General features: G+C 40.7%; 14 protein-coding genes. 5 read left to right on the top strand and 9 right to left on the bottom strand.

Annotated features, from left to right (window positions below):
- Positions 1-207: 207 nt before the first annotated feature.
- The gene (locus tag CSV75_RS12425; protein ID WP_099676083.1) at positions 208-1,491 is read left to right on the top strand and encodes an ATP-binding protein; all 1,284 of its coding nucleotides are present in this window, start codon (positions 208-210) and stop codon (positions 1,489-1,491) included.
- Positions 1,492-1,583: 92 nt separating this feature from the next.
- Here CSV75_RS12425 and CSV75_RS12420 read toward each other — a convergent pair whose 3' ends face one another.
- The 6 genes from CSV75_RS12420 to CSV75_RS12400 all read right to left on the bottom strand — a co-directional run bounded on the left by CSV75_RS12420 (position 1,584) and on the right by CSV75_RS12400 (position 6,423).
- Positions 1,584-2,480: an AEC family transporter gene (locus CSV75_RS12420; protein ID WP_099676082.1), complete on the bottom strand. Its 897-nt coding sequence runs from the start codon at positions 2,478-2,480 to the stop codon at positions 1,584-1,586.
- 308 nt (positions 2,481-2,788) lie between these two features.
- Entirely contained in the window at positions 2,789-2,923 is a 135-nt protein-coding gene (locus CSV75_RS16660; RefSeq protein ID WP_255406647.1) for a hypothetical protein, read from the bottom strand.
- On the bottom strand, positions 2,920-3,390 hold the full coding sequence (locus tag CSV75_RS12415) for a hypothetical protein (protein WP_099676081.1): 471 nt from the start codon (positions 3,388-3,390) through the stop codon (positions 2,920-2,922). Before CSV75_RS12415 ends, CSV75_RS16660 begins: the two co-directional genes overlap by 4 nt.
- Positions 3,387-4,667 (bottom strand): replicative DNA helicase, encoded by a 1,281-nt coding sequence (locus tag CSV75_RS12410; RefSeq protein WP_158231659.1) that lies wholly within the window; start codon positions 4,665-4,667, stop codon positions 3,387-3,389. The genes CSV75_RS12415 and CSV75_RS12410 overlap by 4 nt, the downstream gene beginning before the upstream one ends.
- Positions 4,648-5,454, bottom strand: coding sequence for a conserved phage C-terminal domain-containing protein (locus tag CSV75_RS12405; protein WP_158231658.1), 807 nt, complete (start codon positions 5,452-5,454; stop codon positions 4,648-4,650). The genes CSV75_RS12410 and CSV75_RS12405 overlap by 20 nt, the downstream gene beginning before the upstream one ends.
- 216 nt (positions 5,455-5,670) lie before the next feature.
- Positions 5,671-6,423: a helix-turn-helix transcriptional regulator gene (locus CSV75_RS12400; RefSeq protein ID WP_099676078.1), complete on the bottom strand. Its 753-nt coding sequence runs from the start codon at positions 6,421-6,423 to the stop codon at positions 5,671-5,673.
- A 161-nt stretch (positions 6,424-6,584) separates the two neighbouring features.
- Here CSV75_RS12400 and CSV75_RS12395 point away from each other — a divergent pair, with 161 nt between their 5' ends.
- Positions 6,585-7,694 carry a class II histone deacetylase gene (locus tag CSV75_RS12395; RefSeq protein ID WP_099676077.1) on the top strand — a complete coding sequence of 370 codons (1,110 nt, stop codon included), beginning with the start codon at positions 6,585-6,587 and terminating at the stop codon, positions 7,692-7,694.
- Between the two features lie 72 nt (positions 7,695-7,766).
- On the opposite strand, the gene CSV75_RS12390 is transcribed toward CSV75_RS12395, so the two are convergent.
- Both CSV75_RS12390 and CSV75_RS12385 read right to left on the bottom strand, forming a co-directional pair.
- Positions 7,767-9,140: an alkaline phosphatase gene (locus tag CSV75_RS12390; protein WP_369825383.1), complete on the bottom strand. Its 1,374-nt coding sequence runs from the start codon at positions 9,138-9,140 to the stop codon at positions 7,767-7,769.
- A 156-nt stretch (positions 9,141-9,296) separates the two neighbouring features.
- Positions 9,297-10,217 carry a DMT family transporter gene (locus CSV75_RS12385; RefSeq protein WP_099676076.1) on the bottom strand — a complete coding sequence of 307 codons (921 nt, stop codon included), beginning with the start codon at positions 10,215-10,217 and terminating at the stop codon, positions 9,297-9,299.
- 167 nt (positions 10,218-10,384) lie between these two features.
- Between CSV75_RS12385 and CSV75_RS12380 the strand changes: the two genes are divergently transcribed.
- Together CSV75_RS12380 and rpoN are read left to right on the top strand one after the other, a co-directional pair.
- Entirely contained in the window at positions 10,385-10,810 is a 426-nt protein-coding gene (locus tag CSV75_RS12380; protein ID WP_099676075.1) for a DUF1284 domain-containing protein, read from the top strand.
- Between the two features lie 101 nt (positions 10,811-10,911).
- Positions 10,912-12,192: an RNA polymerase factor sigma-54 gene (gene rpoN / locus CSV75_RS12375; RefSeq protein WP_099676074.1), complete on the top strand. Its 1,281-nt coding sequence runs from the start codon at positions 10,912-10,914 to the stop codon at positions 12,190-12,192.
- Positions 12,193-12,458: 266 nt separating this feature from the next.
- Here the strand turns inward: rpoN and CSV75_RS12370 are convergent, their stop codons facing one another.
- Positions 12,459-13,712, bottom strand: a complete 1,254-nt coding sequence (locus tag CSV75_RS12370; protein ID WP_099676073.1) for an S-layer homology domain-containing protein — start codon at positions 13,710-13,712, stop codon at positions 12,459-12,461.
- 479 nt (positions 13,713-14,191) lie between these two features.
- Here CSV75_RS12370 and tatA point away from each other — a divergent pair, with 479 nt between their 5' ends.
- Positions 14,192-14,413: a twin-arginine translocase TatA/TatE family subunit gene (tatA, locus tag CSV75_RS12365; RefSeq protein ID WP_199171356.1), complete on the top strand. Its 222-nt coding sequence runs from the start codon at positions 14,192-14,194 to the stop codon at positions 14,411-14,413.
- The last annotated feature ends 2 nt before the right edge of the window (positions 14,414-14,415 follow it).

Genomic DNA, 14,415 nt, shown 5'->3' with positions numbered 1-14,415 from the left:
AGAGTTCCAAACACCATTTCTTTTACAAGCACTAGTGAAAATGCACTAATTACGCCAAAAGACTGAATATTTAATACACTTTTTAATACATTATCTGTTATAATTTTAATAAATATTTTAATATATTATAAAGGAGTTTTAGATATCACACACTTTATCGATGAAGGTAGAAAGACGGAACTGGCTAAAGGCATAGAATCGTTACTAGTGGGCCATGTGGTATATACGTATACAGACAGTAACAAGTATATAGAACACGCTACATCATATATAGCTGAAGGATTGGATAAAAATCACGTCATTTTGTATGTAGATCAGCCACAGAGTTTTGCTTCTGTTCAAGAAAACCTTAGAAATACCGGTTATTCGGAAGAACAAATGGATACCATTTATTTTGTTGATACCCACATAGCATATAAAAAGCATGAAGATTTTAATCCTGAAGCTGTTTTAAAGGATTTACATGACTTCTTTGAACCTCATGTGAAAGAAGGTAACGTGCTTCGCGGGTGGGGGTTGGTGACTTGGCGTCCTCAAAGTATAAAAACGTTAGTTCCTTCGGTCGCATTACATGAACAAAACGTTGACGAATTTTTCTCTAGAGTAGCAAATATCACACGTAATTATATCAATGTGTGCGCGTATGATAGTGTATCTTTATCCAGTTCACTCTTAATTGAACTTTTGCAAACCCATGAATACCATATGACGGATACGCATTTCTTACCTTCGCATTTATATAAAAAAGAATCCCTTCGTTTTACGGAAATATCTAAACAACTGCAGTTTGAAAATGAACTACGAAATCATGATACGCGTAGAGATAAATTACACATCACGGGAAAATTGGCTACCATTATTGCCCATGAACTTCGCACTTCCCTTACTGTCGTGCAAGGTCGTTTACAATTATTGGATTTGACTGACGGCAATCGTAGTGAAGCCGGTCAACTACAACTTGACGGGATCAAAAAGGAATTACAGGAAATCGAACAAATCGCTTCTAAATTCGTATCTTTAGCTGAAACACATGTAGTAAATAAAAAAGTGATCAATATTACGGAATTAATCGAAAGTGTTAAGGTCCGGATGGAATCAGATATCGACATGAAAGCCATTGCTATACATGTACTATCGGATAATCCCCAAATGACCATTTTTGGTGATGAATTAAAAATAAGACAAGTATTTATTAATTTAATCAAGAATGCGGTTGAGGCTATGGAAACCGGAACTATTACGATTGATGTGAAAGACGATGTGGACCAAGTGACTATCGACGTTGCTGATAGTGGTCCAGGTATCCCTGATGTTATTCTACGTCAAATAGGTGAACCATTCATGTCATCAAAAGTAGATGGTACGGGATTGGGATTGTTGATCTGCGAAAAAATCATTAGAGATCATAATGGGAACTTAGTACTTCAAACGGAGATGGGAAAAGGGACGACCTTTACAGTTAGTTTGCCAAAATCATCACTAGGCTTATAACATTGAATGAGTCTCCTTACGAAAAGAAGCAGAAGCCATTTAGGGCTCCTACTTCTTTTTTGATTTTCTCGAATGGTTTATGGCTAGTTCGTTCAAATCAGTACATTCAACAAAATACTTAACGTAATAATACTAAGTAGCGTAGAAATCAACGTGATTATCGAAACTAGTTCCGGCTCGGTATCAAATTCAATCGCATACATCGTCGTGGTGGCCGCTGTAGGCATTGCGGAAATGATGATGAGGACTGTCCCTACTAGAGGATCCAACCCTACGAACAGTACGAAAACAAAAGCCAGTATTGGTGCTATGACCATTTTCAATACGACGCCTGAAATGACAACTTGCCAATTTGGCTTCTTACTAATCACTGATCCTAGTTGCATCCCTAGCATGATCATCATCACAGGAATCGCGGCATCCCCGACCATAGACGTCGTAGACATAATCGATTCCGGTACGGAAATCTTGAAGTACTGGAATAGGAAAGCAAAAATTGCAGCATACGTTGTCGGCATTTTAAAGACCATTTTAATGGATCGACCTATGCCACTCGTACTGCGTGACGCGTAATACACACCGAAGAAATTATTTTGTAGCGATTGAATCACCATGATGAAGATGGCATACGGCAGCGCTTTTTCTCCTAAGCTAAATAACACGACTGGCAAACCATAGTTTCCCGAATTCATGAAACCTGTGGCCAGTATGGAGGCACTTTCTACTTTCTTCTCCCACTTAAAGATTTTCGCAATGATTTTGTTTAGTAGAACCATGGCGTAAAAAAGAGAAATCATATAAATCAGGATCGTCATATAGCTCGCATTAAAATCTGCCTTATATAAGGAAGTAAAGACAAGGGCTGGCGTAAGTATGTAAATTGAAAGAGAAGAAATCGATTTGATATGTAAGTCTTTGACCCGTTGTAAAATGAATCCGACTGCGAATACTGAAATGATTGGTAAAATAACTGTAAAAAATAATCCCATTTAAACACCTCTAACGATCCTATCATCTCAGAATCTTGATTGGACGTAGGTGCCTTTGATAAACTTCAAAGACACCTTACTGATTCCATACTACTAGTCATCTTGTAAATTGTCTCCTTCTATGGCGAGAGGCCTAGCAAGGTCATGGAATACTCTACTGTATACGGTACCATCTTCCATTATCTAAATATATAGTCTATTTGATTCAGTTATATTCATATAACTTTTCAACAGAAGAGTTTTGTGACGTTTTCTGATAGTAAAGCTATGTTTCGAAGGTTTCTGTATTTCCTATGATGTAGTAGATTTCATTCACCACCAGCTATACATCTTTCATATAACGCCTCCAACTCGTCGTTCCCCATCCTTTCTACATAACTCATCGAATAATTCGAGCGCAAGCAAATTATCAAAACTAGCACTCCGCGTTCTTCCACTGTCATGCACCCACCTCCACCCGATACAGCACACGCTCTCCCGCTTTCGCGTGACCTACATATGCTGGGTACGTAATGATCTCTTTCTTATGCTCATACAGGCATTGTTCGGCGCCCGTTTCCATAAAGGTCATGCGGTTGATCATCAGTCGATCAGCACGTGTGATTTTTGATTGTTGTTCGCGAAATAATTCTTCATGTAGTCGGTATGCGTCTAGTGAATGCTCTGCCAGATAAAAAGCGTACCACTCATCGGGGCCGTCCATGACAAATAGTTTCACTTTGCCGATATTCAAGTCGTTTTTCTCCATCAATCGCTTAATTTCCACTTCGTCGAATTCGATTGCTTGTAGTTTTTTACTGTCATCTTGGAATGTGACTTTATCTTTCTGTAAGGCCCAGTAGATGCTGTTGGCTAAGTGTGATAAGTCCATTTCTAGTGCGTAGTCGAACATGTCTTGAACGGTGATCATTTGTTTTCTCCCCTTTTATAGTAGTTTTCATCAAAGTTATATAGCTTGCCGGTTTCTTTGCTGTAAATGGTCTTGATCGTGCCGGTTGGTCCATTACGGTGTTTGGCAATATCGATTTCTAGTAGATTCGTTGGCGCTTTGCCTCTTTCGTAATAGTCCTCACGGTGGAGAAGCGCGATCACGTCGGCGTCTTGTTCAATATTTCCTGAGTCACGCAAGTCACTCATGACGGGATGTTTGTCATGCCGCATTTCAGACGCTCTTGATAGCTGCGATAAGACGACGACGGGACAGTCGAACTCTTTCGCCATCGCTTTTAATTCATTGCTGATCTGTCCGATTGCTACCGTTTGATTGTGTACATTGCCTTCAGGACGAATGATTTGTAAGTAATCGATGAATATAATCGATCGTTTTGTCGGATTGGTTTTGATGATATACCGAGCTTTTGCTTTGATTTCTCTGACGGTCATACCGCTTTTGTCGTTGATGTGAATCCCCCCACCGTTCAAGTGATTCAGCGTGGGTGTCCATCGATCTTTTTGTGGTTCGGTGAAATATTTATACGGGTCGCGCATTCGTAAACGATTGTATTCACCTGTCGAAGCGATCATTCGGTCAATCATGGTTTTACGATTCATTTCAAGCGAGAAGACGATTGGCATATGTCCATCTTTGCTGGCTTGCAGTGCCAAGTGATTGAGCACGTCCGTTTTTCCCATAGATGGTCGACCCGCGACGACGATGTACTCACAGTCTTGGAAGCCGTTCAGGATTTTATCCAAATCGACTAGTCCTGTCGATATGCCAGGCTTTGTTTGATCCGGCAAGAACGGTCTTTCAAATTGAGTGACTAGATATTCCGATAATATCGTCACCTCTCTACCGTTATTCAGTTCATCCAGTTCTTCTAGGACATGCACTACGTCATCCCCGCTCCAATCCTGCTCAATCGCTTGATGTAATATCCGTGCCGTTTCTTGCTTTTTCCATTGGTCGATGATCATCTCTTCGTATTCATCAAAACGTATGACATTCGCAAATCGTTTGAGTCCATATACGTAATTGACTCCTCCAAGTTCGCTTGGCTCTCTCCTTGTCAGAACCGTGATATAGTCTACCGGTTTCCCTTCCTGCGCCAATTCCCGCATAACAGTATAAATAGTTTGATGGACATGCCCCTGGAAAAATCTCGCTTGCATGTGACTATCGAGAATTAAGTAATTTTCTTCAAACATCGCACCTAGTATGCTTTTTTCAGCAAATTCGTAACTCATATGCATTCTCTCCCTTTTCAAAATCTAATGTTGGTGATGTATAGGCTTCCAATACGATCGATCGAGCCATTTCGGCTGGCGCTTCATTTAAATAATTTTCGAATTTCTCTGCTTTGAATAATGTGGACGGTTGCAAGTAATTGCGAAATTGCGGATGATGTAGCCATTGCGCCGCCTTGGTATCGATCACTAGTTTGAAATCGTCCACTGTGTAGCCTTCTTCGATGCGCTCATGGAGAAGGTCCATTGTCGTCTTCGTATTATGCTTAAATCGCTTGAAAGCTTTTTCGTTTAAATAATCAATGACAGAAGAAATAGTGGCGAGATCTTTCTCGCTATATCTTTTTTTCTTTGTAGTCTGTTTAAGTTCTTTGGTTATTGCTGGGTGCAAAACGTTCTCCTCAGACAGACTTTTTCGTTCGACTCTATCGACCGTTTCTGTCTGCTCAAAGGGTACAAATTCACCGCACGTCTGTGACAGCTTTTCGTAATCAATCCGATACCATTTTGTTCGATCCATGGGCATTTTATTGTACGCAGAAGTAATGATCAGTTGTTCAGTTTCCAATTTTTTCACTAGCCTCTTGACCACATGCATCTTCCAACACGGGAATTCATGCGTCCACTCTTCATACGTGTTATACACCCATCTATGGCCTTCGTTGTAGTTTTTAGATATTTGTAACCGATAATGCAATTGCTGTAGAAACAACGCTTCATTTACGCCAACCATTGCCGCAAACTCCGGTGAAAACGGGATTCGTACGTCTTGATTTTTTTGTTTCATTTCTCTGCGCCTCCTGTTCAGTCGTTTGATTATTTGTTCTTTCATACGTCATATAGACGAATTATTCAAAAAGGATACTGGTTTTTAATTTATTTTTTATTTTGTTAAAAATATGCACACAAAAAAGAAGTTGCAGCTCGTGTTTTGAGCTTCAACTTCTTTTTTGTAATGATGATTCATTCCAGTAGATTGAAGACAGCGCTTTCATTTACACCATCATATACTTGCCAATCCTTCCAACTTATAAATCAAACTTGTTCGGCTGGTGACTTCGTACTTCTCATACATATTCCGTAGATGTTTCTTTACAGTGTTGATCGTAATCCATAATTGATCCGCAATCTCTTGGTTACTATACCCTTTGGTGACTAACTCGAAGATTTCTAACTCTCTTTTAGAGAGATTCGCTTTATGTGGAGCGACTGTATCGATCAAAATACTCTTCGTTTCAGCTTTCTGTGTCAACGTATTCATTACTACGTGCTGCAGGTGTACGGAAAGTGTTTGTAGTATGGCTTTATCCTTCCTTGTGAAAGGCTCATCCCCTTTAAATCTCAAAAAGCCAATACCACCATATATGCTAGTGGATGTCGCAAAGTACATGACCATTTGATCGATGATTTGATGACGTTCGAAAAACTGATTGTACAATGACTTGTTCAGTTCCCCAGGAGTAGTTACTTCTTTTATTCTATACACTGTTTCTTGCGTATCCGCTAGTTTAGATAGGTGCTTTTGGGGATGCATTATATCATTCGTGTAGTGGATTTCTGTATAGTCAAACATCATTTGTTCGTCAAAGTTATAGAACTTTAGATTATGCATATTCCCTTGTGTATCCGCATGCCACAATAATGAGTGATGTAACGCAAACGACTTGGAAAGTAATGATTGTATTACATTGGAATCACAGTGAGTTTGATTAATGAAATTAATAATATTTTGATAATCTTTCTTCGTTAAATTCATCTAGTTTCCTCCAGTACTAGTATAAATCGAACATCCACTACATTACGAAGTTTTTTGAAAATGAGTAGAAAAGTTATCCTTTTGTGTAATTTACACTTATCTAATAATTCAGCATAATAAGTACAACACCAATATTACAGAGGTTACGAGGAGGAAGTCAAATGAAGAAAACAGGATTTATTTACGATGAAAGCTATTTCTGGCATGATAATGGATCGGGTGCGTTACATTTAGCATCTGGTGGATATGTACAAAGCCACACGTACGGTGAAGATCCAGAAACAAAGAGACGCTTCAAAAATCTGATGGACATTTGCGGTTTAACTCCCCAACTGGAAGCAATTGCTCCAAAACGTGCATCTAGGGAAGATATCGAGTTATTCCACTTACCAAGTTATATTGATAAAGTTAAAGCACTAAGCGATGCAAATGGTGGCGATGCTGGCCAGATCGCTATTGTAGGTAGAGGCTCTTATGAAATTGCTCTCTTATCTGCTGGTGGAGCAATGACAGCTGTAGATTCTGTTATGGATGGCGACGTTCGAAACATTTATGCATTGACTAGACCACCTGGCCACCATGCGGAAGCACAAGAAGGTATGGGATTCTGCTTATTTAATAACGTGGCAATCGCTGCAAAACATGCTAAACGAAAGTATAATTTAGAACGTATACTCGTCCTCGATTGGGATGTGCACCATGGTAATGGTACTGAGCAAGCATTCTATGAAGATGACAGTACATTGTTCATTTCGCTCCATCAAGATCGTTTATTCCCCGCTGAACGCGGTTTTGTAGAGCATACCGGTGAAGGGAAAGGCGAGGGATATAACGTGAATATCCCGTTACCAGCAGGTACAGGAAATGCTGGTTATATGAACGCGTTCGAAAAGATTGTAGGACCAATTGTTGATCAATTTAAGCCGGAATTGATTATCGTGTCTGCCGGACAAGATCCAAACTTCTTTGATCCGTTGGCACGCATGATGGTGACATCGGATGGTTTCAGACGATTTGCTCAGTTCATGAAAGACCTAGCCGAAAAGCATTGTGACGGTCGTTTAGTATTATGTCATGAAGGTGGATATAGTGCAGCTTACGTCCCTTTCTGTTCATTAGCCATTGTAGAAGCTTTAAGCGCAATAAAAACCGATGTAGAAGATCCGTTCATGGAAGGTTTCGGTGTGCCGGTAGATACATTGTTCCCTCATGAAGAAGAGGCTGTTCAAGCTGTTATCCACGAACAATCAAAGTATTGGAATTTCGATTAAAAGCAAGTAAACGCCTTCCTATTTTTACAATAGGAAGGCGTTTTTCTTTCATGCATCTTGTAAGATATAGACTTACTTCTCACCCGCAATAATATCAAATATACTATCCGCATGATCCGTATTATCTAACAAACCTGCAAAACGCTCTTTAGATGGACCATATGCATAAACCGGTACGTCTTCACCCGTATGTCCACCAGTTGTCCAACCCGTATAAGAGCGTTTGTCGATGATCTGTTTGATAGCTGTTTCAATATCACTTGCCTCTGTACCTGCTGCTTGGATGGCTTCGATTTCATTCTTCTCTATTGGCAAACTTTCTTGATCGATATAGCGTTTCACTGTCTGTTCTACATCGTTACCGTTCGCAATTTCTTGTGCAATGAAAGCAGGTGTTCGTTTCACTGCTTTGATCGCATCCACTGACCAATCATATACGCCATCTGCTCCTATGGAAAATCCTCCGGTTGAATGATCCGCAGTAGCAATAACCAGTGTATGCTCATCTTGTTCCGCAAACTCGATAGCTGCCTTAAATGCATTCTCGAAGTCTTCCATTTCACTCATCGCACCGACAATATCATTGTCATGTCCTGCCCAGTCGATTTGGCTTCCTTCCACCATGAGGAAAAATCCATCCTCGTTTTTCTTCAATCGCTCAATCGCCGCTACCGTCATTTCTTCCAGTGAAGGAGTTTCTGCCGAACGATCAATCATTTTTGGCATGCCGCCATCTGCGAACAATCCCAGTATTTTATCATTCTTATTGTTCAATAATTCTTCTCTTGTCGTGACATATCCATATCCATCCAATTCGAATGAATGCGCATGGCTCAAATCTTCTCTGACAAAGTGTTTTTTTCCGCCACCTAGAAGAACATCGATCGTATGCTCACCGTTGATGCGTTCATTGTAATAATCATCGGCGATCTCGTCCATATTCTTTCTACTTTCATTATGGGCACCGTATGCGGCTGGAGTGGCATGTGTAATTTCCGAAGTGGCGACAAGGCCTGTCGATTTCCCTGCTTCTTTTGCAGCTTCGAGGACAGTTTGCACGCGCTCTTTCTCTTTATCCACCGCAATAGCATTATTGTATGTTTTGACACCTGACGACATAGCCGTTGCTGCAGACGCTGAATCTGTAATCGACTCCTCGTCATCGTCAGGATATGTCATTTGTTGACCCACTAGGTGTTGATCGAACTCGGTTAACTCAATCTCAGGGGTTTTCGGGTCATCTTTGAAGTAACGATAAGCCGATGTATAGGAACTCCCCATGCCATCGCCAATCAAGAATATGATGTTCTTAATTTCCGGTGCGTCGTCTTTTTTCACTTCGTCAGCCGAACTCGCTGAATAATTCCCCGTCCAGATGGCCCCACCTATTAAAGCAGCGGATAGCATGACGACGGGCACGATGGTCTTACTCATCTTCTTCAACAATTAACAACCTCCTGTATGTGTAATCAACTTTTACTCTACTAGAAGATTATTAATATACGAAGAAGGCTGTGTAAATGTTTGGTAAGGAAAAGTTTTTTTATATAGTGTTTCATCGTTAAACTAGCGGATTATATTTATCACGCCACCATCTACTATCTACCCCACAGGAGGAATAGATTTATTTCGATTCCGTATAAGCATCTCCAACGTTCCTGAACCCAAGAGAACCCCTGCCACAATAAATACCAAACCGATAAAGTGAGCGAGGTAAATGGATTCCCCTAAAAATATACTTGCGCCTACTAGTGCGAAAAACGTATTGAAATTTAAAAAGATTGAAGCTCGTGCTGCACCGATGGTTTGAATGGCTGAATTATACGCCATGTGACCAACAGCCGTCGCGATGAGGGCTGAGAATATGAATACGGCCCATACTGTGGAGGTTCCTTTACTCAATTCCGCAAAGCCACCTGGTTCTTTTATAAGGGCGATGATAACTAAAAGGATGGAGCCGACCAACAACATGTATCCTGTCAGTAGTCTTGCATCCATAGTTCTAGAAGCTTTTTTAATCAGCATAAAGCTAATGGCTTGAGACAAAATTGATAAGAAGATTTCTACATCTCCGAATGACGTTTTGCCTACTGTTCCACTCCCTCCAAGCACGACGATACTTACGCCTATTCCTCCGAACAGAAAGCCCATGGCACGTACGCCTGTAATTTTTTCTTTCAAAATGAAAACAGCCAACGTCGCGGTCAATAGTGGTCCAAGTCCTAAAATCAGTCCTCCGTTAGCAGCACTCGTTCTAGAGAGCCCTTCCGCTAGAAAATAATGATGCATCACAACATTCGTAGCGGCACCCAAAACGATATATAGCCATTCCCTATTTCTAGGCAAGCGAATTTTCTTAAGAAAAAATAAGATGATAAATACTAAAACGGCTGCGGACATAATACGCATAGACGTCATAGTAATCGGATCGAAATAGGTCACAAGATACTTGAGAGCGGAAACGTTCATTCCCCATGTGAACATGACGAGTACCAATGTGATAATGACTTTTAGATCTTTCATAGTTCACTAGCCCTCTCTGCAGATTATTTTCGTATTGGGCTAATTATAGAAGCTACATCCATAATGTCAATGCCGTCAAACTTATACTTCCCTCCCGCACATGATTATGTATATACTGAATAATAAAAGTAGTTAACTAACTTACATCTCAGAAAAGGCGGGTTTCGATGATTAAATTACGCGGACACCATATCTTTTGTTTGCTTGGGTACCGGGGAATGGGCTATTCAGCAGAGTACACCGCAAATATGACGAAAATACACGACGTGTTACGAGAGCGGCCCGATACGTTGATTCAGATCATAAAAGGACCCGATTCTTTATGCGCTAAGTTTCCCAAAGGGCAACCGTATCATTGTGAAGATGACGGGATTTATGAACGCGATTCGGCGATTTTACATACGCTTGGATTGAAAGTCAGCGATGTACTGCCTTGGCGTGAGGTCGAAAGAAGGATTCGGCTACATGTCGTGCCGGATGATATCGTCGTCGTATGTGAGACGTGTTCTTGGCGTTCGTACGGGTATTGCCAGGAAGGTGTCGAGGACATGCTAGAGTTAAGAGGATTGCGGGAAGTTCTTCACGATAAATAATTTCCTTAGAGCAATAGTCCAAGTCGAAATAGCATGATATGATAAGTACATAGATATGAAAGCGTATTCATACACTTTCATTATACGAGGAGGAGATTTCAATGAATATGTCTCTCCAGCAAAAACAAGAACTCGGCTTGCGCATGACTACTGAACTTCGGCAAGCGATCGAGCTATTGCAGTTATCAACTTATGATCTAGAACTATATATACGGGAAAAAGAGTTGGAAAACCCCGTGATCGAGATACAGGAAGCTGAAAGAACGGATTCATTCGAAGAACGACAGTCCACAAATTATTCCAGTCAGGAAACCCATTCAACAGAATGGGTGAAGCAGCAAGAAGTCAGTAAGCGTGACCAAATGCTTCGCCAAGTCGAAATCGATTTCGAAGATGTCGAGACGAAGCAATTACTTAAGACGTTGATTCATAGCTTGGATGATAATGGCTATCTATGTGCAGAGATGCAGTCTATAGAAAATGTAGAGACAGGTATTGAATTACTGCAACAAATCGGTCCGCCTGGCATAGGTTCTCGGACACTGCAGGAATGTTTGTTGCTACAAGTGAAAAGTTGCGATGAGTATCCCGCTTTAATGGAAACGTTCATATCGAAGTATTTGCCCTATGTGGCCGAACGTAAATGGGCAGATATCGCAAAAGGTATGAATATTACGCTGGCTCAGGTAAACGAATTGCATGAATTTCTGCTGACGCTGCATCCAAGACCTTGTCCAGAGCTTGGTCACAGTGAAACAGAGTTTATGATGCCTGACGTGATCATAGAGGAAAAAGACGGGAAATTGTCGTTTCATTTGAACGATCGGGATCTCCCGAAAATTGGTCTGCGCAAGGAGTATGTATCTTCTCTTAAAGGTACATCCGATCTGTCTTCCTATTTGCGCGATTATCATAAACAAGCGCAATGGCTGCTAACGAGCATCGAACAGCGACGCAATACGATCATTCGCATTGTCACGGATCTTCTCGAAAAACAGGACGCGTTTTTTCGCCATGGAAGGAAAGCCTTGCAGCCCATGACGATGAAAGATATAGCGGATAGTATCGAGATGCACGAGTCGACCATTAGTCGTGCTGTTTCCAATAAAGTGATCCAAACACCTGCCGGCACGTTCGAAATGCGTTCATTATTCACTTCCAAACTGGCCGCACAGGATGGTGACAGTGTGTCACCGTCCGCTGTCAAAACATCGATTCAGTCACTGATTACACATGAGGATAAACGGAAGCCGTTATCTGATCAAAAGATTGTGGATTTGCTCTTGGAACAACAAGGGATCACTATTTCACGCCGGACGGTCAGCAAGTACCGGGAAGAACTTCACATTCCGTCGTCTAGTAAACGGAAGTCGATTTTATAAGCCGTATTTCTTCATCTTCAGTCATGTTCTATATTTTTCGAATGTTCCCTCTTCACTTGTATTGTTGCAGTAATTCAATGTGCCTTAGCTAGACAAACAATACATCCAACATTATGAAAAGACGTTATAACATTCTTGTGTATCAGTCTCCAATTAAAAACAGCATATCCCCAGTCGAAACTAGACAGGGGGTATGCTGTTTTTTGCTTTGTCTGTACGTATTTCTACGATACCCGCTCCAAAATCTTAATCGCACGTTCCTTTATTCAATTCACAAACGATGTGAAGCCATCGGAAGAATTGAATTTTACTTTGAAGCGTCCATAATCTGAATCCAGATTGAATGTATATTGGTCAAATGTGTACTTCGCATCTGTTACCGGATCCAATTCAATTTGCTGGGTCGTTGTAACATATTTAGCCACCATATTTTTATGTCCATAGGATGTAAACTCGGCTTCCAAAACTTTTTTGGCTTCATTAATTGTCAGCTGGAAGTTCTTCGTACCAACCTTCGTATACTTTAACGAATTCATCTTCCATTTATTATCTTGTTTTTTAAATTGATAGGCCACAAATCCGCCAACAGAATAGCCATTTTGGAATTCCACCGTGTTTACATTCAGTGTATGAGAATCGGGCTGTGTAAACTCGAACCGTACCAATGGCTCATTATTAATGTATGGCAAGACGTTAGTATAGCAGTCCAGGCATTTAGGATTGTAGTAACCTTTCAGATCCCCGTCTACAAACGCTTTTGTTGCATTCATACGTAGCGTAGACTCTATATCCAAATATCTCCATTGATACATCCGCGCATCACGCATAGTCTTCTCAAGTTCAAATGTTCTGCGATTGACGAGATCCCATGCTTTACCTTTTGTCACTTTATCTGTCGCCGGACGAGCTTCCTTCACCTTGATGGCTGCGTATAAGAACTGTGCATAGTGCGCGCGCGTAACGGGTTCATTCGGTTTAAATTCACCTTCAGGATAACCGTTCGCAACTCCACTAGCTTTTAGCGCATTGGCATGTGTGTAGCCCCAGTGGTCAATATACACATCATAAAATGAATTTTGTTTCGTCATATACAAATCAAACGCGATATCGAGAACTTTCGCCATTTGAATCCGTGTAATCGGTGCGTCCGGATTGAAGTAGCCATCTGTTCCGCCACTGAAAATGCCAGCTGCGGTCAACTTCATGATTGGGCCATAGTACGGGTGACTTTTCGGTACATCATGGTACGTGACGGTGCTGTTTGCTTGCGGTAGCTTCAGCGCTTGATCTAGTAACTTTGCCACGTGTTTACGTGAAATCATCTCTTGTGGTCGGAATGTGCCGTCTGTATAGCCGGCTATGAAGCCTTTATCCTGTAAATAGTGGATCGCTTCATAGTTCGGGTGATTTTTCGACACATCCTTGAATTCTTTAGTTGCTGCTTGCGTGGAACCAAATGATACAAATGAAAGCATAACGAGCAATACCGTCCAAACGAAAATCCGACTCATCTTGTTCATAGTCTTTCCTCCTCAGTGAATTATTTTGTCGGCTGTAGGTTACTTGTTATTAGTATTCTACCAAGTTTCAAATGATTCGTATATATTTAATTTCACAATATTGCGAATAATTTAACACCTTCATTAATTCTGCCTTATTTCAAGCTTTTGTCATAGTGAAAATGACATTTGACCTATCATATGAAGTCTGTTAGCATGAAAAGATTGTTATCCTTTCGACAAACTTCGATGATGTGTAATGAAACGTCGTAGGATGTGTAAGACTACAATGAATACGTTCATAGTTCTAAGTCTATTGGTAGAACAATTTATCATGTCAATGGGGATAATTTCGACTATAGCGGTCTAGACTTCATTAACGTACAAAACTTATTTGTTGTGAGTGTTAGCAATTTCACTCATAATAGTGGATACAATAATACTGCAACAGTCGGTGTACTTGCCTATCGTATAAATTTAGTAGGAAGGATGGATGGATTATGAATTTAGCAGCTATCGGTGTGCCAGGGCTCATTATTATCCTTGTAATTATTTTGATTCTTTTCGGACCTCGTAAATTGCCTGAAGTCGGCTCAGCAGTCGGTAAAACTTTGGCAGAGTTCAAAAAAGCTACAAAAGATATTATGGGCGATGATGAAGAGAAAACAACTAGTACTACACAAAAGACAATAGAAACAGACAAAAAAGATATAAATAAGTAGGT

It is taken from the genome of Sporosarcina sp. P18a (assembly GCF_002743135.1).
Lineage (GTDB): Bacteria > Bacillota > Bacilli > Bacillales_A > Planococcaceae > Sporosarcina.
Note: the sequence above shows the minus strand (reverse complement) of the source record. Positions and strands in the feature narration are given on the sequence as shown.